Raw genomic sequence first — 21,688 nt, 5'->3', positions numbered from 1 at the left:
CCAGCCTGCCGGCCACCACCGGGCCACGGCCACTCGCCATGATCCGCGTCGGAGCTTAGTACCTGGCAGCCGCCCCGCTGGTGGCACGGGGTGCCTGTGCCCAGCGTGCCGTATGGGGCTGCGTGCGCTGGCGGCGCGGCGGGACGGGGCGGGAGACGCTGAGGGCGGCAAGCTGTGCGTGGGGCTGCCGTTCCCTGCGCCCGGCCACCTCCGGAGGGGCAAGGGACGCCCACCTCACGCCGGCACCATGCCCCCGCTGCCCCGTGCCGCGCAACGAGCCGACCCCGGGAAGTTACCGAGTAGCCGGGCAGCACGAGCGCCCCCGACTGGTCGCAGTCGGGGCTTCGCTGCGCGCGAGGCTACCTGGCTTCTTGGCGGATCAGGTGTGGGGGGCAGGCCAGCGGGGGCCGGTGTCCGGGTCGTGGCACCAGGCGTACTGATCGTCCGGGGTGACGGTGAGGCCGAAGTCGTAGAGGTCGGGACGGCCCTCGGCCTCCCACCAGTGCCATGCGGCTTCGAGTTGGTCCGCGAGGCGGTGGGGACCGCCCTGGTAGGCGATGGTGTGCCCGCCGGTGGTGACGATGTTGGCCCAGGACATCGCGTTGTCGTGGAGCCAGGCGTGTGCGCCGTCGTCATCTGCCGCGGTGGTGAGGTGGATGTGGGGGTGACGAGCGCGTACGGCGAAACGCAGATGCCAGTCGGCGTGGAGGACGGCGAGGTCGTGGGCGAAGAACCGTTCGTCGGCAGGAGGCCCGGCGCCACGGATGGCGGGGTAGGTGCAATTGGTAGGGGCGTGGCGGGCGGGCATGAACTGGGCGAGACCTTGCATCCAGCCGTGCGCCGACCGGCCGTCTGCGGCGACGGTCAAGGCGACGTGTCCCAAGCGTCCCCAGGGGGTGACGATGCGCCCGCCGGGTCGGGTCTGGACGATCCAGGTCCAGGGGATGGCCTCGACGGCATAGGTGGAGATGACGCGATCGTAAGGGGCGTCGGCCGGCCAGCCGCGGGCCCCGTCACCCACGTGCACCGCGACGTCCAGGCCATGGGCCTTGAGGCGCTGAGCAGCGGACGCAGCGAGGTCGGCATCGACCTCCACGCTGTCCACCCGGGCCGCGTGCCGAGCGAGGAGGCCGGCGTTCCAGCCGGTGCCGGTGCCCAGTTCGAGGACGCGGTGGCCCGGGTCGGTCTGGAGGGAGTCGAGCATGTCGGCGACGACTGAAGTGCACGACAGCGAAGAGGTGGCCCGGGCGCCGGTGAGCTGGGTGACGGTGGAGTCGTAGGGGCCTGCGTAAACCGCCTGGGCCCAGGCGGTGGGGTCGGCGCTGCGGTCGATGGGGCGATAGGCGGTGCCGTCCCACACCCACACTCGATCAGGTGCGAACTCGTGCCGTGGCAGGTCGTGCACGGCTTGCCGTATCCACGGGGAGCTTTCTGGCCAGGCTCCGGCGGCGGTCATGGCGGTGTCGAGTCGCTGTTGCTCGGCGAGCACCGGTCAGCCCTTCTTGCGCTTGCCGCCGGAGGGAGGCGGGGGCGGGACTTTGTGATCGGCGTTGTCGGGCGGCGGAGTTCCGCTGGAGGGGGGTGGTGTCGGCTTCTCGTGCTTGCCGGACATGGTCGTTTTCCTCCCTGTTCTTGGGAGGGCCAGCATCCTGCGATGGATCGGGCGCTTCTAGGGCGGCGCGGGGGCGCGTTGGGGTGCACGGTCAGCGGACGAGCGCTGCCGGGGCATGACAATGGGGACGCCCCTACTCAGGAGCCCATGCCCAGGAGCCCATACCCAGGAGGAGGACAGCGGCCTGCCGGGCGCAGTCGGTGTCGCTGGCCAACCACACCGCCCGGCACAGCTCGGACGGTGGGCGCGGGGCGGGGACCGGGGTCGGGTCAGGCGCGTGTCAGCGGTGCTGTCTGGGACGAGCCCGTGCTCCCCGCGTGGGCGGGGGTGGTCCGCAAAAACGCTAGCGCTCGCTGAGCGGATCAGCCGGTCTACCGCCTGAACTGCGTTGCTGCGGCGAGAGCCGTATCCCACGGGTACGGCCGCTTCTCTCCGGGCGGATTCGGCGCGAAGCCGCCCGCCCCGTACAGCACGGTGACGCCAACCGCCCGTAGCGTTTCGACGGAGCGCGCAAACTGCGGGTGCTGGGCGTAGGCCGAGTTCACACACGGCATGGTGACCAACGGGACATCCTTGCCAATGCCCTCGGCCACGACGCCCACCGGGAACGAGGACGTGATTCCCAGGGCCCAGGCGTTAAGGCTGTTCATGGTGATCGGGGCGAACAGGATCACGTCGGCCTTGGGCCACACATCGGGCTCGCCCGGCCGCTTGTACTGCGACCGTACGGGCCTGCCGGTCACGTCCTCCAGGTGGGGCACCTGGTCCGCCAGCCAGTCCGCCGCCGTTGGCGTCAACCCCACGCACACCTCCCACCCGGCATCCCGTACGCGACGCACGACCTGCGGGAACCCCGCTACGGGCGGTGCTGCCGCTCCAAAGAGGTGCAACACTCTCGGCATGCCCAGCAGTTCACCACACGCGTCCGTCCCCGCGTGGGCAGGGTGAGACGCGCGTACCGTTCCCAGCCTCCGAGCGGCACGGACTCGCAGCGGCTACCGCACGGGACGATCCCCCTACCGATGGCATTCACCGAGGGGATTAACCGTGGTCAATCTCGCCCAGCTGCAAGGTGGTTGCCACGCGGACTGAGATAGCCCGCGGCTACGGGCATCAAGCCGTGATCAGGCGCAGTAGCCCATCAGTGTCAACGAGGTCGGCGACGGCCGCCGAAGCGCCTGCTGCCGTCAGATCGTCCACACCAGTCCGGCCCGTCGCTACCCCGATCACCCGTACGCCGAGCGCCAGCCCTCCCTGCACGTCAGCCCGAGTGTCACCGAGCAATACCGCGCGGCTGGGTGGGACGTCGGCACGTTCCAAGGCTCGGCTCACCAGGCCCGGCCGCTCGTCGGCATCCTCCCCGAACGCGGCCACGTTGAGGTCCAGGAATCTGCCCAAACCGAAGGCCGCCAGTTTCACCTCGGCAGCCGACCGGATATTGCCGGTCACGACCGTCTGCCGTACTCCCCGACAGTCAGCCAGCGCAGCGAGGAGTGGCAAAGCCCCCGGCAAGGCACGACCGCGCTCGCGCATCGCGGTGACGTGACGCAGGTGCGCGGCTCCCAGTGCCCGCGCGAACTCCTCGAACAACTTCCGCGAGTACCGCACCCCGTGCAGCCGCGCCGTCTCGCGGACGATAACGGGCTCGGTCAGCCCGTCGATGCTCACCTGCTCCCGCATCTCCACGCCAGTCACCTCGTGAAACGCCGTAGCCCACAGCTCGCGTCCCACGCCGCGGGTCTCTACGAGTGTGTGGTCGATGTCCCACAGAACCAGGAGTCCTTCTGTCATCGCTGCAACCGCCCCTCGTCGGACTCCACGCTGAACACTCTCAACGGAGGCTGGCATGGTCGCACCCGAACTGCCCATCGGGGCGCGATCGAGCACTACCTAGGCCACCCGGACGTAGAAACGCGTGGCGGCGCTCATCGGCTCCGCTGCCGACGTGCGAGCCACTGTCGAGCATGGCTACAGGGCGCCGACCTTTTCGCAGCGCCGGCTAGGAGTAATGCCGACCCCACCAATCGGCGAAGGCCAGTGAGCGCATTCCGGCTGGAGCTCCCTCGGCAGCAAGTGTCCGGACGCTTGTGGGGTCGTGCACACGCGGTTCTACTCGTCGCTGACGCCCCGCCCGTACGCTGGCGACGACACCGAGCGCGCTGGGGGGCATCATGAGCAGTCCGCATATCGGGCACAACATCTCCGAGGTCCGCAAGATCCGCAAGTTGTCCGTCCGCCAGCTCGCCACGAAGGTCAACGTGTCGGTCTCCAGCATGGAGAAGTACGAACGCGGGTCCCGAACCGTCCCGCCGGGCATCATTGCCAAGCTCGCGCAGGCGCTCAGCGTTGGCCCTGAGCGGATCACCGGCCAGCCCTACATGAACGGTGCGGAGGCTGAGGACCAGGTGCAGGGCGTCATCCCTGAACTGCGGCGCATCATGCTCACCTACGACAGCCCGGACGATCTGGCGGTCGCACCCCGGCCACTTCCCGTGCTCGCCGCCGAAGCGGAGACCGTGGCGCGGATGCGCCAAGACGGCCGGTACGTACCCATGGGCCCACTGCTGCCGCCGCTGCTGGCCGAGTTGACGCACTTGGCCCTCGGGGCGCGTGTTGAGGAGGATCGTCGGTGTGCGTTCTGGTGGCTTGCCAGGGCCTACCGTGCCTCGAACAGCCTGGCTCACAAACTGGGCTACCACGACTTGTCCATGGCGGCGATCGAGCGCGTGCAGTGGGCAGCGGACAGGTCGGCAGATCCACTGATGCAGGTCACCGCCGCATACCTCAAGGCCGGGGCCATGCTTCGCGTTGGCTCTTTCCAGTCGGCCCGACGAGTCCTGACCGGCCTGGAACAGGAGGTGTCTCACCTCGCTCCGGAAGAGTCACTGTCCGACCCACAGCTCGCTGTTCACGGAGGCATCCTCCTCAAGCTCGCCATCCTGGAGGCACGCGACGGCTTCCCCGACCGTGCTCAGCAGCGCCTGATTGAGGCTCGGGCCACCGCCGCCTTCCTCGGGGAGCGCGACACGGATCACTACGAGATGAGCTTCGGCCCCACCAACGTGCGTATTCATGAGATTGCGAGCCTCATCGACTCAGGTGACACGGAGCAGGCACTGGCGAGGCTCGCCGAATGGGGCGAGGACCAACAACGCGACGAGTGGGCGCTACCGCTGGATCTCGCAGCCGAGCGGGCGAGCCATCACCACATTGATGTCGCATCGGCCCAGCTCGCAGAGGGGCACCGTGCTCAGTCGTTCGCGTCTCTACGCCGCGCAAGGACTCTGAGTCCGAACCACACGCGGTTTCACCCGACCGTGCGCGCGGTGTCGGGCACGCTGGTGCGGCTGGATCGGTCGCAGGACGAGGAGTTGGCCGCCTTCGCCCACTGGGTCGGCGCGTAGCTGTCAAGTAACTCTCTAGAAGTTCATCCGCATATTTCTGTGCGGTCAAGACAGCTACTAGACGGAATGATTCCCTTATCGACAGCGATTGCCAAGGGGATCATCCATGTTCACTTCCACGCCGTACGCCGCCCGCCAATGGCGCACCACCACCGAGCCGACCGCAAGCGTCGTGAAAGAGAACTGCGCGAGCGACTTCACCCCCGGGCTGGCGCACACGGACGGCATGGAGTGGTGCCCGGGGCCCGGTAGCGCCCCGCGTGGCCGGAGACTCGTTGAAGGGCGGCGCGGCGCCCCTTCAGGGGTCGTTATATCGCGGGCGAACGAAGACGAGCCATCGTCCAACTCACCGAGCCGCAGCCCCGCCGGCCGTCCTCTAACCTGCTTCCCATGATTCGCGCGGTGGTCTTCGATGTCGGTGAGTGCCTGGTTGACGAAACGCGAGAGTACGGAACTTGGGCTGACTGGCTGGGTGTGCCGCGGCATACCTTCGCGGCCATGTTCGGTGCGGTCATCGCTCAGGGGCAGGACTATCGAGAAACCTTCCGCATGTTCCGGCCAGGCTTCGACCTATACGCCGAGCGGGACCGTCGTGCGGAGGCCGGGCAGCCGGAGAGTTTCGGCGAGGGGGACCTGTATGCAGATGTGCGGCCGGCGCTACGACAACTGCGCGCTGACGGTCTGTGGCTGGGCATCGCGGGGAACCAGACCGTGCGAGCGGGAAAGATTCTGCGAGAGCTCTTCACTGACGACGTGGACCTAATCGGCACCTCCGATGACTGGGGCGCTGCCAAGCCGGAGCCACTGTTCTTCGAGCGCGTCACCGAGGTCGTGCCCTTCAGCGCCGAGGAGACGCTGTACGTCGGCGACCGCGTGGACAATGACATCGCTCCCGCCCGAGTTGCCGGGATGCACACCGCACTGATCCGGCGCGGTCCTTGGGGCGTCATCCAGTGGTCGAGCGAGGACGCGCAAAAGCTCCCGACGTTCCGAGTCGAGAGCCTACGCGAGCTGTCCGGGCTGATCTTGAACTTCAACGAGCGAGAGCGCTGACCGTCGTGCCCCATCCGTACAGCCGGTCGTCCAGGCTGCGGACGCACCGTTCGTTCTGCCATGGGGCCAGCGCGCGGCGTACCTCCTTGACACGGTCCATACCCGTCGCATACCAGGTGATCGCGAGCTGATCAAGTGCCTTACTCGCAGCCTCGCACGCGGCCTCGGGGTGGCCCGTAGCGGCCTCGACCGCCGCCAAGTCGCCGAAGACCACACTGCGTTGCTTGTCGGACTCGGGGGGAAGTTGCTCCAAGACCGCGAGTAGCGTTTCCCGTGCCTGGGGGAAATGGCCGGCCTTGAGCTGGGTGTTCCCCTTGAAAGCGGCCAACCGGATGGAGTCGAACCAGTCCAACCACTCGGGTGTCGGATGGTCGCTTCCGGCTGCGAGCAGGTCCTCACCATGACCGATGAGGTGCAATGCGGTACGGCAATTGCCGCACCGGGTCTCACATTCGGCCTCAACAGCGTCCAGCCACGCCAGCAATGTGGCGGGCGCGGGCCCTCGACGCGCGTAAGTCCGAGCCGCGACCATGCGTTCCGCAGCCTCGTCCCGCCGCCCGGCCCAGCCAGGGATGAAGGCGGTGTGGGCCAAGATGGCGGCGCCCAGCAACGGGTCGTCGGCCTCCCCTGCCGCTTGAAGGGCGCGGGTCAGGGTATCGGCTGCGCGGTCGGGGTCACGGAGGTCGAAGAACTCAATACGGGCGACGAGAAGGTACGACTCGGCGAGTGCCGTGGCACACCTCCGGCGGACCACTCCGGTGGTCTCGGGAAGGATCGCGCAACCCAGACGGGCATGTTCGAGAGCGGTCAGATGGAGTGCGGTGGGAGCGATGGCCCAGTACAGATTTCGGTGTGCGCGCGTGATGGTCTCGTACTGGACACCCACGCTGACAGGGTGGGAGACCGAGGTGGCTTGCACGGGCACGGTGGCCAGCGAGGATGCGCCACCCGAGGGTCCTGGCCGCCGCTGTTGTGGCCGTTCAATGCTCGCACCCCATGGCGGGGTGAAGCCAAGTTGCTCGATGGGCTGACCGAGAAGATGGATGAGGACTCTCTGGTGGTCGGGTTGCGGCCACGGCGGTACAGCTGACTCCCACCGGCGAACCTGCCGGACGCCCACAGACAGGCCCCGGATGCCCAGGGATGGGGCAGCCTTCGTCATGGCGGTCGCCAGAGCCCCTTGAGAGCGGTAACCAGCCGCTGCGCGAGCGGCCTTGAGCGCGGTGTTGCCTACGGATCGTGGCACCTTCACCTCCGGTAGCGGACGCGGATGTACCGCCAGAATGCCAGGATGGACCCCTCTAGCCCTCACTGTCACCCTTCAAGGTGCCAAGAAGTCCTTAACGCGTCCCATAAAAGTCCGCTGTAAGTCCTCGTCCAGAGTCCTCCCCAAAGGCACGCTGTAACGCACATCACCTTCCGAGGACCGGAGGCCCCATGGACACACACCATTCGCTAGTCGCAGCGGACGGCTGCACTCTGCCCCTGACCCGCGTTGAGTGGAACGCTATGCGGGTGCCACGCTCCGCAGGCATTGCGACCCTGAAGGCTCTTAGCCCTCGCATCGGAGCTGTCCTCGAAACATCGGACGATCTGTACTTTTTCATCGCGCCCGGTACGAGGAAGACGGTCGCCACACACGTGCCCGACACATGGGCTCTGAGCGTCCGCCGGCAACTCTCGATCCCACCGTCACGGCGAACGCAGGGACCGGGCCCGGTCTGGCATATTCACCCAGATATCAACTGGCATACAGATGGGGCCGCTCTTCTGGCAGCTCTGAGAGACGTCTCCACCTTCCCCGACTGGATTCCAGACGGCGGCGGCGTCCGCTGGACGCGGGTCGGTGAACTGGGGTGGCACGCCCTCACGTTGCCGCTGCATCTCGGCAACCGGGTCCTCGCTCAGCTCGGTGACACCAGCGGTGCGGTGATCCAGGAGGACATCGAACCGCACCTGACCTGGCTCATCGAGCCCAACGCTCCAGCCGTGCAGCACCTGCGCGCAGACGACAGGTGCACCCTGGCCGGGGACGACGGCAGCTTCCTCTTCGTCCCCGGCATGACCCGAGACCACCTCGTATGGTGGCGCATCACACCCGAGCCGGACCGGCTGCTCACCGACGCTCCCCGCCTCGCCGACGCCATCACCACCACCCTGCACCACCGCACCCCAGGCGGCGCGGCGCGATGAACCTCCCCTGGTCCCCACCCGCCAGCACCGACGCCCTACCGCTCCCCGCAGGCCACGTCTGGGACGCGGTGCGTACCAACGTCGCGGTCGCCCGCTGCGCGTTCGCCTTCCTCGACCACGAACACCCCACCTCCGCAACCATCATCGACGCCTTCGGCGGCTCCGCCTACTGGCTCGTCCCCAAGGGTCCGGCCACCCGCCAACCCGGCCTGCCCTGGGACCGCATGAGCCACCACGTCACCCTCATCACCGGCGAACGCGGCGCCCATTACGTCGCCGTGCCACCCGCACACCACCGCACCAGCCCCGGCATCTACTGGCGCATCCCCCACACCTGGACAGGCCACTACCTCACCGACCCCTACACCCTCGCCACATTCCTCGAACCCGCCGCCCTCCACATCCACGGCACACAAGCACTCGAAACACAAGCACTCGGGACACAAGCACTCACAAAAGGGCCAACCACATGACCCGCAGCACCTACCGCTTCGTAGACATGACCATCGGCCCCGACCTCGACGCCGAGCCCTACACCGCCCGTGCCACGTGTGCCACCTGCGGTGAGCAGTCCCCGCAACCGACCGCCGAAGGTCCAACGGGCCAGCACAGCCAGGCGCAACGCTGGTGCCGCACTCACGCCGCCATCGACCACCCCGGTGGTCGGCACCTGCACTACACCGCCACCATCACTTACGGGTGGCTCATCACCCCCGCCGAGGACATCGGACCCGCCGCCGAGTACGAGCCCGGGGGTTGATCGTGCCCCCGCTGGGCCCCGCCGCCCGGCAATCAGTCAGCCGTACGCTGGCCGTGAGTGCTCCCACCCATCAAGGGGACCCACATGATCGATCACACCGGCATGACAACGGGAGAACGGATCGCCTACTACCGCACCAAGGCCGGCCGCACCCAGGCCGCCGTCGCGGGCTTGGTGGACCGTTCCGAGGATTGGCTGAGCAAGGTTGAGCGCGGGGTTCTTCCCCTCGACTCACTGAGCATGCTGATTCGGATTGCCCGCGAACTCGGACTCAACAACGTCGGCGACCTCGTCGGCCCCTCGCTCAACCTCAGCCTCGTCGGCCCAGAACACCCCGCAGTGCCCGGTATCCGGCGCGCTCTCAATGCACCCCCATCGTTGCTCGGTGTCGGACTCCCCGGCGACCCACTGACCGCGCAGCAACTTGCCGAGCGAGTCGCCGAGGCGTGGGGCATTTACGAGACTCAAGTCGAACGGTATGAGCCGGTCGGCGAGATGCTGCCGGGGCTGCTCGCCGAGGCGTACACCACACTGCGCGCCACTCGCGGAGGTGAGGAGCTGACCGCGGTCCATGCGCTCGTATCACTGTTACACCTGCACCAGGTGTTCCTGCGGCGACTGGGCGAGCGAAAACTGTCCCTTCGTGCTGCGGACCGGGCTATGCAGATCGCGGACGAAACTGGTGACCTGGCGCTGACGGCTGCTGCCGCTTGGAACGTGTGCGGCATCCTGACCAGCTCTGGCGAAGTGGCCGACTCGTTGGAACTCGCCCGCAGCACGATCGCCCATTGCCGCCCCGGCGATGACCCGTCACCGGAGCATTTGTCGGCGTACGGTGCCCTGCACCTGGCTGCGGTCATCGCTGCCGTTCGGGACAACAAGGCGCCTACGGCGTGGGACATGCTGCGATCTGCCGATGTGGTCGCCGAACGAATCGGGGTCGATCGCAACGACTTCCATACGAGTTTCGGGCCCACCAACGTCCGGATGCACGGGGTGCACCTCGCGGCCGAGGAAGGTGACGTCAGCGAGGCCCTGCGGCTCGCCGACGATGTAGAAGTGCCCGAGCCCGGCGGAGTGCTACCGCTGGAGCGGACGACTCGCTACCGGGTTGAGGTGATGCACGCCCACCGGCTAAGCGGGGACGATTTCGGCGCCCTGTGGATGTTGCGGCAGATCATCGAGACGTCACCGGAGGAGGCCCGGTACTCCTCCCTGGTAAAGGGGGCAGTGCAGAACTTGCTGCAGCGACCCCGCCCGGACACACGCGCTGAGCTTCACCGTATCGCCCAACACGTAGGCGTTTGGGCTTAGGCGGGCCCGGAACGTTCATTCGTCCAGGCCGCCTCAGCGCTGCGGCGCCGCCCCCGAGCAACCAACCCGCTATCCGCGCCCGGTGCCTCAGCTACGGGAACACCGATGCGGCCCGCGAACGACGCGGGCACACCCACAGGGCCCGCCTGGTGCCGCACTCCACGAGACCCGCGCCAAGCCCCCCACCCCGGCCACCCGCCAGGGGCGCGCCGCCCTACAACACCGGCAGCATCTTCCGCAGTTCGAACGCCGTGACCTCGGAGCGGTACTCCTCCCACTCCTGCTTCTTGTTGCGCAGGAAGAAGTCGAAGACGTGCTCTCCCAGCGTCTCCGCCACGAGTTCGCTCCGCTCCATGAGGGCGATCGCCTCGCCGAGGTTTTGTGGGAAGGGTTCGATGCCCATGGCGCGCCGTTCGGAGTCGGACAGCGCCCACACGTCGTCGTCGGCGCCGGCCGGGAGTTCGTAGCCCTCCTCGACGCCCTTCAGCCCGGCCGCTAGCAGGACCGCGTACGTCAGGTAGGGGTTGGCGCCGGAGTCGATGGAGCGGACCTCCACGCGAGTTGAGCCGGTTTTACCGGGCTTGTACATCGGTACCCGGATCAGCGCGGAGCGGTTGTTGTGGCCCCAGCAGATGTACGAGGGTGCCTCGCCGCCCGCGCCCGCGGTGCGTTGGGAGCCGCCCCAGATGCGTTTGTACGAGTTGACCCACTGGTTGGTCACGGCGGAGGTTTCCGCGGCGTGCTTGAGCAGGCCCGCGATGAAGGACCGGCCAACCTTGGAGAGCTGGTACTCGGCACCGGACTCGTGGAAGGCGTTGCGGTCGCCCTCGAAGAGTGAGAGGTGGGTGTGCATACCGGAGCCGGGGTATTCCGAGAACGGCTTGGGCATGAAGGTGGCCTGTACGCCCTGTTCCAGCGCGACCTGCTTCATGACGAGGCGGAAGGTCATGACGTTGTCGGCGGTGGAGAGCGCGTCGGCGTAGCGCAGATCGATTTCTTGCTGGCCTGGCGCGCCCTCGTGGTGGGAGAACTCGACCGAGATGCCCATGGATTCGAGCATGGTGATCGCCTGGCGGCGGAAGTCCATGCCGACGTTTTGCGGGGTGTGGTCGAAGTAGCCGGAAGAGTCGGCGGGTACCGGCCGGGTGCCATCGACGGGCTTGTTCTTCAGCAGGAAGAACTCGATCTCGGGGTGGGTGTAGAAGGTGAACCCCAGGTCAGAGGTTTTCGCGAGGATGCGCTTGAGGACGTAGCGGGGGTCGGCGTACGACGGTGAGCCGTCCGGCATCAGGATGTCGCAGAACATCCGTGCGGTGCCGGGGGCCTCGGCGCGCCACGGCAGGATTTGGAAGGTGGCCGGATCTGGCTTCGCAATCATGTCGGATTCGTAGACCCGGGCGAAGCCCTCGATCGCGGAGCCGTCGAAGCCGATTCCCTCGTCAAACGCCTGCTCCAGCTCGGCGGGGGCCACCGCGACGGATTTGAGGAAGCCGAGCACATCGGTGAACCACAGCCGTACGAACCGGATGTCGCGCTCTTCGAGCGTGCGGAGCACGAACTCCTGCTGCTTATCCATAGTACCTATCCTCGCAGGTCAGACGGCCGATCTGGGGTGCTTGGCAGATCCGGCGACACCTCAGTATTACGCCACCGGGTTTCCGTTGAGTTTCGCATCCACACCGGCACTTCGCGCCAACACATACGAGTTCCCCGATACCGCGCGTTTCCCAGGTTTTTCCGAGGCCGTGTGATGACCCCGTGCGTAGCCCCTAATGCGCCTACGGGCCCTGGCACACCGGCCCTGGCGGTACGGGGCTTGGCGTGCCGGCTCTGGCGTGCGTACGCGGGCGGCGATGAGGCGCCGGCCCGATTAGTCCGTCCTTGGCTCTTCCCCGCGTGAGGTGGCATGTGAAATTTCACATGCCACACGCCCCGCGCGTGTCCATGCCAATGGATGTTCAGCGGTGCTCACCGTCCGCGGCGTGCCAGGCGACCTATCCCCACGGGAGGCACACTCTATGAGGACCACTCCGGTGCAACGGCGCACCGGCCCGCCAGCAACTCGGTCAACCCGGGCAACGCTGGCTGCCCTGGCTGCCCTGGCTATATCTCTGTGTCTGAGTGTCGGGCTGCTCGGTGCCCCCAGCCACGCGATCCCACGTCACGCGGCCTCCGCCGCCACCCTCGCCCCTACGTCCGCTGCCGCCCCAGCGCCAAGCCCCACCGGCGCCGAACCGCACGGTCCTTCCCCCGCCGATGGGCGGGAGGAGGACCCCAAGCACGTACGGGACGCGGCCATTCCGCTCGCGCAGCGCTCACCGCTCGCGGCCGAAAAGGACGCGCTACGGCGCTCGTACGGCGACCACCCCGCCAACCTCGCCAGCTCTCACGGGTCCGCCAAGTCCACCACGGCTGTCACACGGCCGTCACGGCTCTACCCGAGCACCGGCGCCCCTCGGCGCGCGAGGTGGCCCAAGTGGCGTGCAACGTCGGCGACTTCACCCAGAACACCGGTGCCTCGCTGGTCAAGAAGATCAAGGGCTCGTCCACCGACTGCATCAACACCCTCTTCAACCTCACCGGAACCAACGCGCGCGGCGCGTTCCGCGGGCAGCAGATGGTCACCGTCGCCCAGGCGCTTCGCGCCGGCTCGGACAGCTACCCGGGCAATGGCTCGACCGGCATGCCACAGGTCGTACTGTTTGTGGGCGCCGGGTACTTTGCGCACTGGTACCACCCGCAGGACGTCGGCGCGTACGGACCGGCGCTGCGCACCGCGATCCGGGGCGGGCTCGACGCGTTCTTCAACTCTCCGCGCTCAGCGGACGTCACCGACGCCAACGGCGAGACCCCGTCCGAGGCCTCACCCTGATCGACAGCGCCGAGGAGAATGCCCGCTACCTCCCGCTGGTGCAGCAGCCGTTGACTGCGTACGACGGCTCGTACAACGGCTCGTGGTGGATGCTCAACGCGGTCAACGACGTCTATATGGTGCTGTTCCACGGTCCCCAGGTGCCCGCGTTCGTGACCGCTGTGGAGCGGGACCCGGGCGTACTGCGGACGTTGTTCGACTTCGCCGGTTCGCACCTGGAGCTGCTGGGCGGCGAGCAGAGCTATCTCGCCTCCAACGCCGGGCGCGAGTTGGGCCGCTTCCTCCAGCACGCTTCGCTGCGGGCGGAGGCCAACCCGCTCGTTCGGGGCATCCACACCAACAACGGCGGCATGCACCTCGAAGGCGACCCGTCGATGCAGGGCAACCAGCCGCGGTTCATCGCTTACGAAGCGGAGTGGCGGCGGCCGGAGTTCGCGATCTGGAACCTCGACCATGAGTACACCCACCACCTCGACGGCCGGTTCACTATGCACGGCGACTTCGAGGCGGGCATCAGCACACCGACCGTGTGGTGGATCGAGGGCTTCGCCGAGTACGTGTCGTACGGCTACCGCAAGCTGCCCTGTCGGAAGGCCGCTGCCGAGGCCGGAAAGCATACCTATCGGCTCAGCACGCTCTTCGACACCACGTACGACGCCGACACCGGACGCGTCTACCGCTGGGGCTACCTCGCGGTGCGGTACATGCTGGAGAACCACCGCGCCGATAGGGAAACGGTGCTCTCGGGTACTACCGCAGCGGTGACTGGGCGGGCACCCGGCGGCGCCTCACACGCACCATCGGCACCCGCTATGACGCGGATTGGGACGTCTGGCTGACCGACTGCGCGGCGGGCGGCTGCACCAAGACGGCCTGACCCGAACGCCGCACGGGGCCCGGCCGCGTCACCCTCGGCCTCGAAGCCCTCAGTCCTGAGCCCTGCATGAGGCCCCGGGCTCTGATCCCGTACGGCGCGACGGAGCGCGACTGCGGTACGGGATGCCGAGCGGCCGGGCCCGCCGCCCTACCCCGCCGCCCTCGTCCCGCCCCCAACGGGACGAGGGCGGCGGTCCCCGTGGACCGGGCCGAGTAGGGGCCGAGGTGCGTTGCTGAAATGTGAAGTTATACTCTCCGTGCCCAACCTAGGACGGAGGGGCCCCACGTGGCTGACCTGCGCCAACGCAACCTGATTTTGGTCCAGGAGCGGTTGCGCGACCAAGTGGCGAACGCTCTGCGTGCCGCCATGATCGCCGGCGAACTCCGGACCGGAACGGTCTACTCCGCCCCGACGCTGGCCGCCGAACTCGGTGTCTCGGCGACGCCGGTCCGCGAGGCGATGCTCGCCCTTGCCCGCGAGGGCCTGGTGGAGCCCGTACGCAACAAAGGCTTCCGGATCACTGAGCTGTCCGACCGCGACCTCGACGAGTACAGCGAGATCCGAGAACTGATCGAAGTGCCCATCATCGGGCGGGTGACGCGCACCGTCTGTGTGGAGGACTTGGAGTCGATGCGCCCCGTCGCCCAAGAGATCGTCGCCGCCGCCGACCGTCATGACCTCATCGGCTATCTGGAGGCGGACCGCAGGTTCCACCTTCAACTCGTCGGCTTGGCCGGAAATGCCCGCCTGGTGGAGGTCGTCGGCGATCTCCGTAACAGGGCCCGGCTGTTCGGCCTCGCTCGGCTGGACGGCAACGGCGAACTGGTGGCGTCCGCCGGAGAACATCTCGAACTCCTCGATCTGATGATCGCCGGCGACGCCGAGGGGGCCCAGGAGTGCATGCGGCGCCATCTGGGGCATGTGCGGTCGCTCTGGTCTTCGCGGCCCAAGGCAACCAAGGAAACTAAGGAAACTAAGGAAGAAGCCCCGCATACCCCGCCGGGGTAAACTCGTCGCGATGAAGGCCCGCCAGCGCTCGGCACCGCGCACCCAGCGACGAGGCACCCCATGGGGTGCCCGCTTGCTGCTGTTCACGGCCCTGCTGTTCGGCGTCGTCACCATGCACACGCTGGGCCACCCCACGGGACACGGCACCCCGGCCGGACACACCGCGCCCGTGCAGACCCAGCAGACCCAGCAGACCCAGTCGGCCGCGGCCCGTCACCTGGACCACCCCACGGCCGCCGGGGCCGGTGCGTCCGTGCACCACACAGCCCACGCCGAGCGCCCCGCGGCACCGCACACCGCCGCTGCCCCACTGGCCGCCCCTCTCCATCTCACCGACCCCGCGCACGGCGGCATGGACCCCATGTCCGTCTGCCTCGCGGTACTCGGGGTGTGGACCATCGCGCTACTCCTCAGCGCCGCTGCCCGTCGCCGGGCCAGCGCCTCCGCCGCCGAGCGTTTGACCGCGCTGGCCCACGCCCTGCGGCCCGATCCACCACCCCGTCTCGCATCGTTGGCACGTCGCACGGTGCTGCGCATGTAGGACGGCCGCCGCCGTTCCCTCCGCCCTCTCGTCTCGACCAACCCGGTGCTCTTGCCCGCACGTTGGTCGGGCGCTACGGGGCGCCCGCGAGCGGCAGCCGGCCCTCCCTTACGCAACGACACCGATCCGAGGTGTATTTCGTCATGCGCACCACCACTCGGCGTACCCTGCTCGCCGCCACCGCCACCGCCACCGCCGCGATGGCGGGTGGCGGACTGCTCGCCGCTTGTTCATCCAGTTCCCACTCGGGTTCCCGCTCGGGTTCCCGCTCGGGTTCCCGCTCGGGTTCCGATTCCCGCTCAGGTTCCGGCTCCGGCTCGCCCGGCGGCCATGGCAAGGACGCGACTCCCGCCGAGGGCAGCGGCGACTATGTGGCACCCGACGGCGCCGAGGTCGCCGCCGCTGAGCGCCGGCGCCGCCCCGGCCCGGTGCGGGAGGTCAGCCTCACCGCTACGCGCGCCCGGCTCGACCTCGGCGGCGGGGTGGCCGTCAACTCCTGGGCCTACGGCGGCGCGTTGCCCGGCAAGGAACTGCGGATCACCGCGGGTGACACGCTCGCCCTATCGCTCGCCAACCACCTGCCGGAGGCCACCTCGCTCCACTGGCACGGGCTGGCGCTACGCAACGACATGGATGGCGTGCCGGGTCTGACTCAGCGTCCGATCGCTGCGGGCGCCTCGTTCGCGTACCGATTCACGGTGCCGCACCCCGGCACGTACTGGTTCCACCCCCACTCGGGCGTCCAGCAGGACCGCGGGCTGTACGCACCGCTCATCGTCGATGACCCGAAGGAGCCGCTGTCGTACGACAAGGAGTGGGTCGTGGTGCTGGACGACTGGGTGGACGGTGTCGAGGGCAGTACTCCGGATGCGGTGCTCGCCGAGCTCAGCGCCGGCATGGAGCACGGAGCCGGCGGCGGCGCGGGAGGCGAGGACGGCGGCGGCATGGAGCACGGGGGCGGGCACGGTGGGACGGGCCACGGCGGGAGCGCGAGCCCCTCGGCCAGGTCCGGCCCGTCCCGGATGATGATGGGCGCGACCAGCAAGCTACTTGGCGGCGACGCGGGTGATGTGGCGTACCCGTACTACCTCATCAACGGCCGTACGGCGCAGGACCCCCGCACCTTCACGGCGCGGCCCGGGGATCGGGTGCGTATCCGGCTGATCAACGCGGGCGGGGACACGGCGTTCCGGGTCGTGCTGGGCGGCCACACCATGACCGTGACGCACACGGATGGCTTTCCGGTCGAGCACGCAACGACGGATGCGCTACTCCTTGGCATGGGTGAGCGCTACGACGTGCTGGTCACGGCCAAGGATGGCGTCTTCCCGCTGACCGCGGTGGCCGAGGGGAAGAAGCGCGCGGCGCTCGCCGTGCTACGCACCGGAGGTGGCGCGGCGCCCACCGCCAAGACCCGCCCGAGGGAGTTGGACGGCACGTTGCTGACCGCGCTTGAGCTGCGGGCGGCCGAGCCCGTACGACTGTCGCGCCGCGCACCGGACCGCACGATCAGGCTCCGTCTGACGGGCTCGATGGCCCGCTACGACTGGGCGATCAACGGCAAGCGCTCCGACCCGGAAAGCCGGCTTCCGGTGCGCGCGGGCGAACGCGTACGGCTGTCGTTCGTGAACGACAGCGCGATGTGGCACCCGATGCATCTGCACGGCCACACCTTCGCCCTGGCCTCGTCCACGGCCGCACGGGGCGGGGGCACCGGGCGCCGGGCCGCTCCCCTAAGCGGCGGCCCGCGCAAGGACACCGCCATCGTGCTGCCGGGCCGCCGCCTCGACGTGGACCTCGATGCGGACAATCCGGGCCTATGGATGCTGCACTGCCACAACGTCTACCACGCGGAGACGGGCATGATGACGGTCCTTGGCTACCGCAGGTAGCAACGACAGCCGGTGCCGACTGAGGGGGCGGGGCCTTGGCTCCGCCCCCTCGCTCCGCCCCCGATTCGCCCCCCCGCTTCGCGCCCGCTCCGCGCCCCCCGCTCCGCCCCCTCGCTTCGTGCCCGCCACCAGTGCGCAACGCATGGGCTAACGCAGTGGTGGCCCCAGCCACATCGCGTCAGTAAGACGATTACACTGGCCGTGTGCCTCAACTTCGCCTCGCTCTGAATCAGATCGACTCCACCGTCGGCGACCTCGCGGCCAACGCCGAGACAGTCGTCCAATGGACCCGGCACTCCGCCGAACAGGGCGCCCACCTGGTGGCGTTTCCCGAAATGGCGCTGACCGGCTACCCCGTCGAGGACCTGGCACTACGCGCCTCCTTCGTCGAAGCGTCCCGCTCCGCGCTGACCGACCTCGCGGCCCGCCTGAAGGCAGAGGGGTTCGGCGAGCTACCGGTGATCGTCGGCTACCTCGACCGCAGCGACAAGGAGCAGCCGCGCTATGGGCAGCCCGCGGGCGCGCCGCGCAACGCCGCCGCAGTGCTGCACCGCGGGCAGGTGGTGCTGACCTTCGCCAAGCACCACTTGCCGAATTACGGCGTCTTCGATGAGTTCCGCTACTTCGTACCGGGCGAGACGATGCCGATCATCCGGGTGCACGGCATCGATGTCGCCCTCGCCATCTGCGAGGACCTGTGGCAGGACGGCGGCCGGGTGCCCGCCACCCGGTCGGCCGGGGCCGGGCTGCTGGTGTCCATCAACGCCTCCCCGTACGAGCGGGAGAAGAACGACACCCGCCTTGACCTGGTACGCAAGCGGGCGCAGGAGGCGGGCTGCACGACCGCTTACCTCGCGATGATCGGTGGTCAGGACGAGTTGGTCTTCGACGGTGACTCGATCGTGGTGGATCAGGGCGGCGAGGTGATCGCGCGGGCCCCGCAGTTCGCCGAGGGCTGTGTGCTGATCGACCTGGACCTGCCGGCCGCGGCCGATGAGCCGCCGTCCGGGGTCGTGGACGACGGGCTGCGCATCGACCACGTCACGCTCAGCCAAGAGCCGCTGCCCGCGTACGAGCGTGAGCTGGCCGGCGGACAGGCCGAGCGGCTCGGCGACGAGGAGGAGATTTACACCGCGCTGGTGGTGGGGTTGCGCGCGTACGTGGCCAAGAACGGGTTCCGTAGCGTGCTCATCGGGCTCTCCGGAGGCATTGACTCGGCGCTGGTGGCGGCCATAGCCTGCGATGCGGTCGGTGCGCGCAACGTGTACGGGGTGTCCATGCCCTCCAAATACTCGTCGAGCCATTCCAAGGACGACGCCGCGGAACTGGCCCGGCGCACCGGCCTGAACTTCCGTACGGTGCCGATCGTGCCGATGTTCGAGGCGTACATGGGCTCGCTCGATTTGACCGGACTTGCCGAGGAGAACCTCCAGGCGCGGCTGCGCGGCACGCTGCTGATGGGGCTCTCCAACCAGGAGGGCCATATCGTCCTTGCCCCCGGCAACAAGTCCGAGCTGGCGTGCGGCTATTCCACGCTGTACGGCGACTCTGTCGGCGCGTACGGCCCGATCAAGGACCTCTACAAGACGGCCGTCTTCCGGCTCGCGAAGTGGCGCAACCAGGCGGCCACCGATCGCGGCCAGACGCCGCCGATCCCGGAGAACTCCATCGCCAAGCCGCCGAGCGCGGAGTTGCGCCCCGGCCAGGTGGACGCCGATTCGCTGCCCGACTACGACGTACTCGACCAGATCCTGAACCGTTACGTGGACCGCGACCAGGGCAGTGCGGAGATCGTCGCGGCGGGCTTCGAGCCGCAGCTGGTCACCCGGGTGCTGCGGATGGTGGACGCGGCCGAGTACAAGCGGCGCCAGTACCCGCCGGGCACCAAAATCTCCGCCAAGGGCTTCGGCAAGGACCGCAGGCTACCGATCACCAGCCGCTGGCGCGAGTCGGGCTGATCTGCCGGCGGGCCCCGGCCAAGACGCACGGGAATGCCTGCCCCCGCACGCCGGTTGACACTGCGTGACGACGTGCGCGTGCAGGCGGTGCCGGCGAATCCATGAGACAACGCAGCGACAGGGAGTGACCCGGTGAAGGTCGAGATCTACAGCGACATCGCCTGCCCGTGGTGTTACCTCGGTAAGGCCCGCTTCGAACAGGCCTTGGCCGCGTATCCGCTGGCTGACCAGGTCGAGGTGGTCTACCGGCCGTTCCAGCTCGATCCGAGCGCGCCGCAGGAGCCGCTGCCGCACCGCGAGGTGCTGGCGAGCAAGTTCGGCCCGCGCGCCGCGGCGATGGACGCCCACATCACGGACCTCGGCACCGCCGAGAACCTCACCTTCGACTTCGACACCGTCGTGGAGAACAACTCTCTGCTGGCCCACCGTCTGCTGAGGTACGCGCTCGACGAGTACGGCCCGGACGCCCAGGCCCGCCTCAAGGGCCGGCTGCTTGCCGCCCACTTCGGCGAGGGCATGGACATCGGCGACCACGAACAGCTCACGGACGTCGCCGTCGCGGTCGGCCTCGACCGCGAGGCAGCCGCGGCGTTCCTGCACAGCGACGCGCTGCGCGACGAGGTCCTTGACGACATCGAAACGGCCCGGCAGCGCGGCATCACGGCCGTCCCCACCTTCGTCTTCGAGGGCCAGTGGGCGGTCCAGGGCGGCCAGGAGCCGGGAGCGTTCCTGAGCATCCTGGAACAGGTCGCTCAGGAGACGGCCGCCGCGCCGCCGCCGCCGTCCGGCCAGGCCGCGGCACCAGGCACTGCTGCCTCCCCGGACGCGGGGGCGAAGCCGGACGCCGAGACGCAGTCGGGCGCCGGGGCGGGCCCGGGTACGGCCGCCGCCTGCGAGGGCGATGCGTGCGAGGCCCCGCGCAACTGAACTCGCCGGTGCGCGGCCGGCTGGGCCTGCGAACCGCAGCCGGCTGGGCCTGCGTGCTGCGTGTCGCGTGTCGCGTGTCGCGTGTCGCGTGTCGCGTGTCGCGTGTCGCTACAGATTGACCGATGCCGCAACCGGCAAATGGTCGCTGCCGGTGTCGGGCAGGGTCCAGGCGGAGACCGGGTCCACGCCGCGCACCATGATCTGGTCGATGCGTGCCATGGGGAACGACGCGGGCCAACTGAAGCCGAAGCCGTCGCCCGCCGCGCCCTGTGCCGAGCGGAGCTGAGAGGTGACGGGGGCGAGCGCGCGGTCGTTCATGGTGCCGTTGAGGTCGCCGAGGAGGATTACCTTGTCGAGTTGCTCAGCCGAGATGGCCGCACCCAGGGCGTCCGCGCTGTCATCGCGCTGACCTGCCGTGAAGCCGGCGTTGAACTTGACCCGCACGGACGGCAGGTGTGCCACATAAACGGCGACCTCGCCCTTTGGCGCGACGACCGTGGCCCGCATGGCGCGGGGCCAGCCCATCTTGATGTCCACGGCTTGCGCGTCCTTCAGCGGGTACTTGCTCCACAGCCCGACCGTGCCCTTGACCGCGTGGTGCGGATACGCCGACCTGAGCGTCTTCTCATACGCGGGCAACGCGCCGCTCGTCAGCTCCTCCAACGCGACGACCTGCGCCCCCGAGGCCGCCACGTCCTTCGCCGTACCAGCCGGGTCGGAGTTGTCGGCGTTGACGTTATGCGTCACCACCGTGAGATCTCCGCCGGAACCGGACTTACTGGTCAGCAGCCCGCCGAAGAGATTCAGCCAGACGATGGAGGGGAGCAGCAGCGCGACCAGCGCCGTGGCCGAGCGGCGGATCAGCGCACAGGCTAGGAGCATCGGAATGCCCACCATGCCGATCCACGGCAGAAACGTCTCCAGCAGGCTGCCAAGGTTGCCCACGTCGTTGGGGATCTGCGCATGCAAGATCATCAGCAGCGCCATCACGACGGCGAGCGCCGCAACGATCACACCGCGCCGCCAGACGCCGCGCCCCCGCCAGCCGTCGATCAGACGCCGCGCCCGGGAGCGGGCCGGTCCGGGCTCGTCCCGGTCGTGCCCCGTCTCTTCCGCGTACGCCTGCGCCATGCGTCGTCCTCACTAGATCACCGGCCCGTCATCGCCTAGACCATAGGCGATGACCAGGGCGTTTCCCGACGCTCTGGGTGAGCGTCTCGAAAGTGAGGACGAGTGATGGGCAGGCCCGGGTTCCTTATCGGGGAACTCGGGCGCGG

At 68.6% G+C, this 21,688-nt stretch carries 17 protein-coding genes and 1 pseudogene; 12 read left to right on the top strand and 6 right to left on the bottom strand.

Translation table 11 applies throughout. The features are described from left to right. Positions 1-379: 379 nt before the first annotated feature. From FHS42_RS01685 to FHS42_RS01675, 3 genes are all read right to left on the bottom strand, one after another. Positions 380-1,489, bottom strand: coding sequence for a methyltransferase domain-containing protein (locus FHS42_RS01685; RefSeq protein ID WP_312866659.1), 1,110 nt, complete (start codon positions 1,487-1,489; stop codon positions 380-382). A gap of 494 nt (positions 1,490-1,983) precedes the next feature. Then, on the bottom strand, positions 1,984-2,514 hold the full coding sequence (locus tag FHS42_RS01680) for a flavoprotein (protein WP_184568660.1): 531 nt from the start codon (positions 2,512-2,514) through the stop codon (positions 1,984-1,986). A 211-nt stretch (positions 2,515-2,725) separates the two neighbouring features. Then, positions 2,726-3,403 carry an HAD family hydrolase gene (locus FHS42_RS01675; RefSeq protein ID WP_184568659.1) on the bottom strand — a complete coding sequence of 226 codons (678 nt, stop codon included), beginning with the start codon at positions 3,401-3,403 and terminating at the stop codon, positions 2,726-2,728. Between the two features lie 380 nt (positions 3,404-3,783). On the opposite strand from FHS42_RS01675, the gene FHS42_RS01670 reads away from it, so the two are divergent. After that, on the top strand, positions 3,784-5,016 hold the full coding sequence (locus FHS42_RS01670) for a helix-turn-helix domain-containing protein (RefSeq protein WP_184568658.1): 1,233 nt from the start codon (positions 3,784-3,786) through the stop codon (positions 5,014-5,016). A gap of 390 nt (positions 5,017-5,406) precedes the next feature. After that, entirely contained in the window at positions 5,407-6,069 is a 663-nt protein-coding gene (locus FHS42_RS01665; RefSeq protein ID WP_184568657.1) for an HAD family hydrolase, read from the top strand. On the opposite strand, the gene FHS42_RS01660 is transcribed toward FHS42_RS01665, so the two are convergent. Continuing rightward, the gene (locus FHS42_RS01660) at positions 6,050-7,315 is read right to left on the bottom strand and encodes an NsdA family TPR-like regulatory protein (RefSeq protein ID WP_184568656.1); all 1,266 of its coding nucleotides are present in this window, start codon (positions 7,313-7,315) and stop codon (positions 6,050-6,052) included. The genes FHS42_RS01665 and FHS42_RS01660 overlap by 20 nt on opposite strands. A 626-nt stretch (positions 7,316-7,941) precedes the next feature. On the opposite strand from FHS42_RS01660, the gene FHS42_RS01655 reads away from it, so the two are divergent. The 4 genes from FHS42_RS01655 (at position 7,942) to FHS42_RS01640 (ending at position 10,336) form a co-directional block, all read left to right on the top strand. Then, positions 7,942-8,262, top strand: a complete 321-nt coding sequence (locus FHS42_RS01655) for a hypothetical protein (RefSeq protein WP_184568655.1) — start codon at positions 7,942-7,944, stop codon at positions 8,260-8,262. After that, entirely contained in the window at positions 8,259-8,735 is a 477-nt protein-coding gene (locus tag FHS42_RS01650) for a hypothetical protein (RefSeq protein WP_184568654.1), read from the top strand. Before FHS42_RS01655 ends, FHS42_RS01650 begins: the two co-directional genes overlap by 4 nt. After that, positions 8,732-9,022: a DUF7848 domain-containing protein gene (locus FHS42_RS01645; RefSeq protein WP_184568653.1), complete on the top strand. Its 291-nt coding sequence runs from the start codon at positions 8,732-8,734 to the stop codon at positions 9,020-9,022. The genes FHS42_RS01650 and FHS42_RS01645 overlap by 4 nt, the downstream gene beginning before the upstream one ends. Before the next feature lie 84 nt (positions 9,023-9,106). Beyond that, positions 9,107-10,336 carry a helix-turn-helix domain-containing protein gene (locus FHS42_RS01640; RefSeq protein ID WP_246494102.1) on the top strand — a complete coding sequence of 410 codons (1,230 nt, stop codon included), beginning with the start codon at positions 9,107-9,109 and terminating at the stop codon, positions 10,334-10,336. A gap of 214 nt (positions 10,337-10,550) precedes the next feature. Here FHS42_RS01640 and glnA2 read toward each other — a convergent pair whose 3' ends face one another. Next, complete coding sequence (glnA2, locus tag FHS42_RS01635; RefSeq protein ID WP_184568652.1) at positions 10,551-11,912, bottom strand: gamma-glutamylpolyamine synthetase GlnA2; 1,362 nt, start codon at positions 11,910-11,912, stop codon at positions 10,551-10,553. 378 nt (positions 11,913-12,290) lie between these two features. Here glnA2 and FHS42_RS39330 point away from each other — a divergent pair. The 6 genes and pseudogenes from FHS42_RS39330 to FHS42_RS01605 form a co-directional block, all read left to right on the top strand. After that, positions 12,291-14,070: pseudogene (locus FHS42_RS39330) on the top strand (collagenase); the annotation flags it as partial. A 300-nt stretch (positions 14,071-14,370) separates the two neighbouring features. Further along, positions 14,371-15,093 carry a GntR family transcriptional regulator gene (locus FHS42_RS01625; RefSeq protein WP_184568651.1) on the top strand — a complete coding sequence of 241 codons (723 nt, stop codon included), beginning with the start codon at positions 14,371-14,373 and terminating at the stop codon, positions 15,091-15,093. Positions 15,094-15,103: 10 nt separating this feature from the next. Continuing rightward, a complete protein-coding gene (locus tag FHS42_RS01620) occupies positions 15,104-15,634 on the top strand; it encodes a hypothetical protein (protein ID WP_184568650.1) in 531 nt (176 codons plus the stop codon). Positions 15,635-15,777: 143 nt separating this feature from the next. After that, positions 15,778-17,526, top strand: coding sequence for a multicopper oxidase family protein (locus tag FHS42_RS01615; protein WP_184568649.1), 1,749 nt, complete (start codon positions 15,778-15,780; stop codon positions 17,524-17,526). Positions 17,527-17,729: 203 nt separating this feature from the next. Further along, a complete protein-coding gene (locus FHS42_RS01610; protein WP_184568648.1) occupies positions 17,730-19,484 on the top strand; it encodes an NAD+ synthase in 1,755 nt (584 codons plus the stop codon). A 132-nt stretch (positions 19,485-19,616) separates the two neighbouring features. Continuing rightward, positions 19,617-20,411, top strand: a complete 795-nt coding sequence (locus FHS42_RS01605) for a DsbA family oxidoreductase (RefSeq protein ID WP_184568647.1) — start codon at positions 19,617-19,619, stop codon at positions 20,409-20,411. A gap of 108 nt (positions 20,412-20,519) precedes the next feature. Here FHS42_RS01605 and FHS42_RS01600 read toward each other — a convergent pair whose 3' ends face one another. Continuing rightward, positions 20,520-21,542 carry an endonuclease/exonuclease/phosphatase family protein gene (locus tag FHS42_RS01600; protein WP_184568646.1) on the bottom strand — a complete coding sequence of 341 codons (1,023 nt, stop codon included), beginning with the start codon at positions 21,540-21,542 and terminating at the stop codon, positions 20,520-20,522. Between the last annotated feature and the right edge of the window lie 146 nt (positions 21,543-21,688).

Origin of the sequence: Streptomyces zagrosensis, from assembly GCF_014203645.1 — a bacterium.
GTDB classification, from domain to species: Bacteria; Actinomycetota; Actinomycetes; order Streptomycetales; family Streptomycetaceae; genus Streptomyces; species Streptomyces zagrosensis.
Note: the sequence above shows the minus strand (reverse complement) of the source record. Positions and strands in the feature narration are given on the sequence as shown.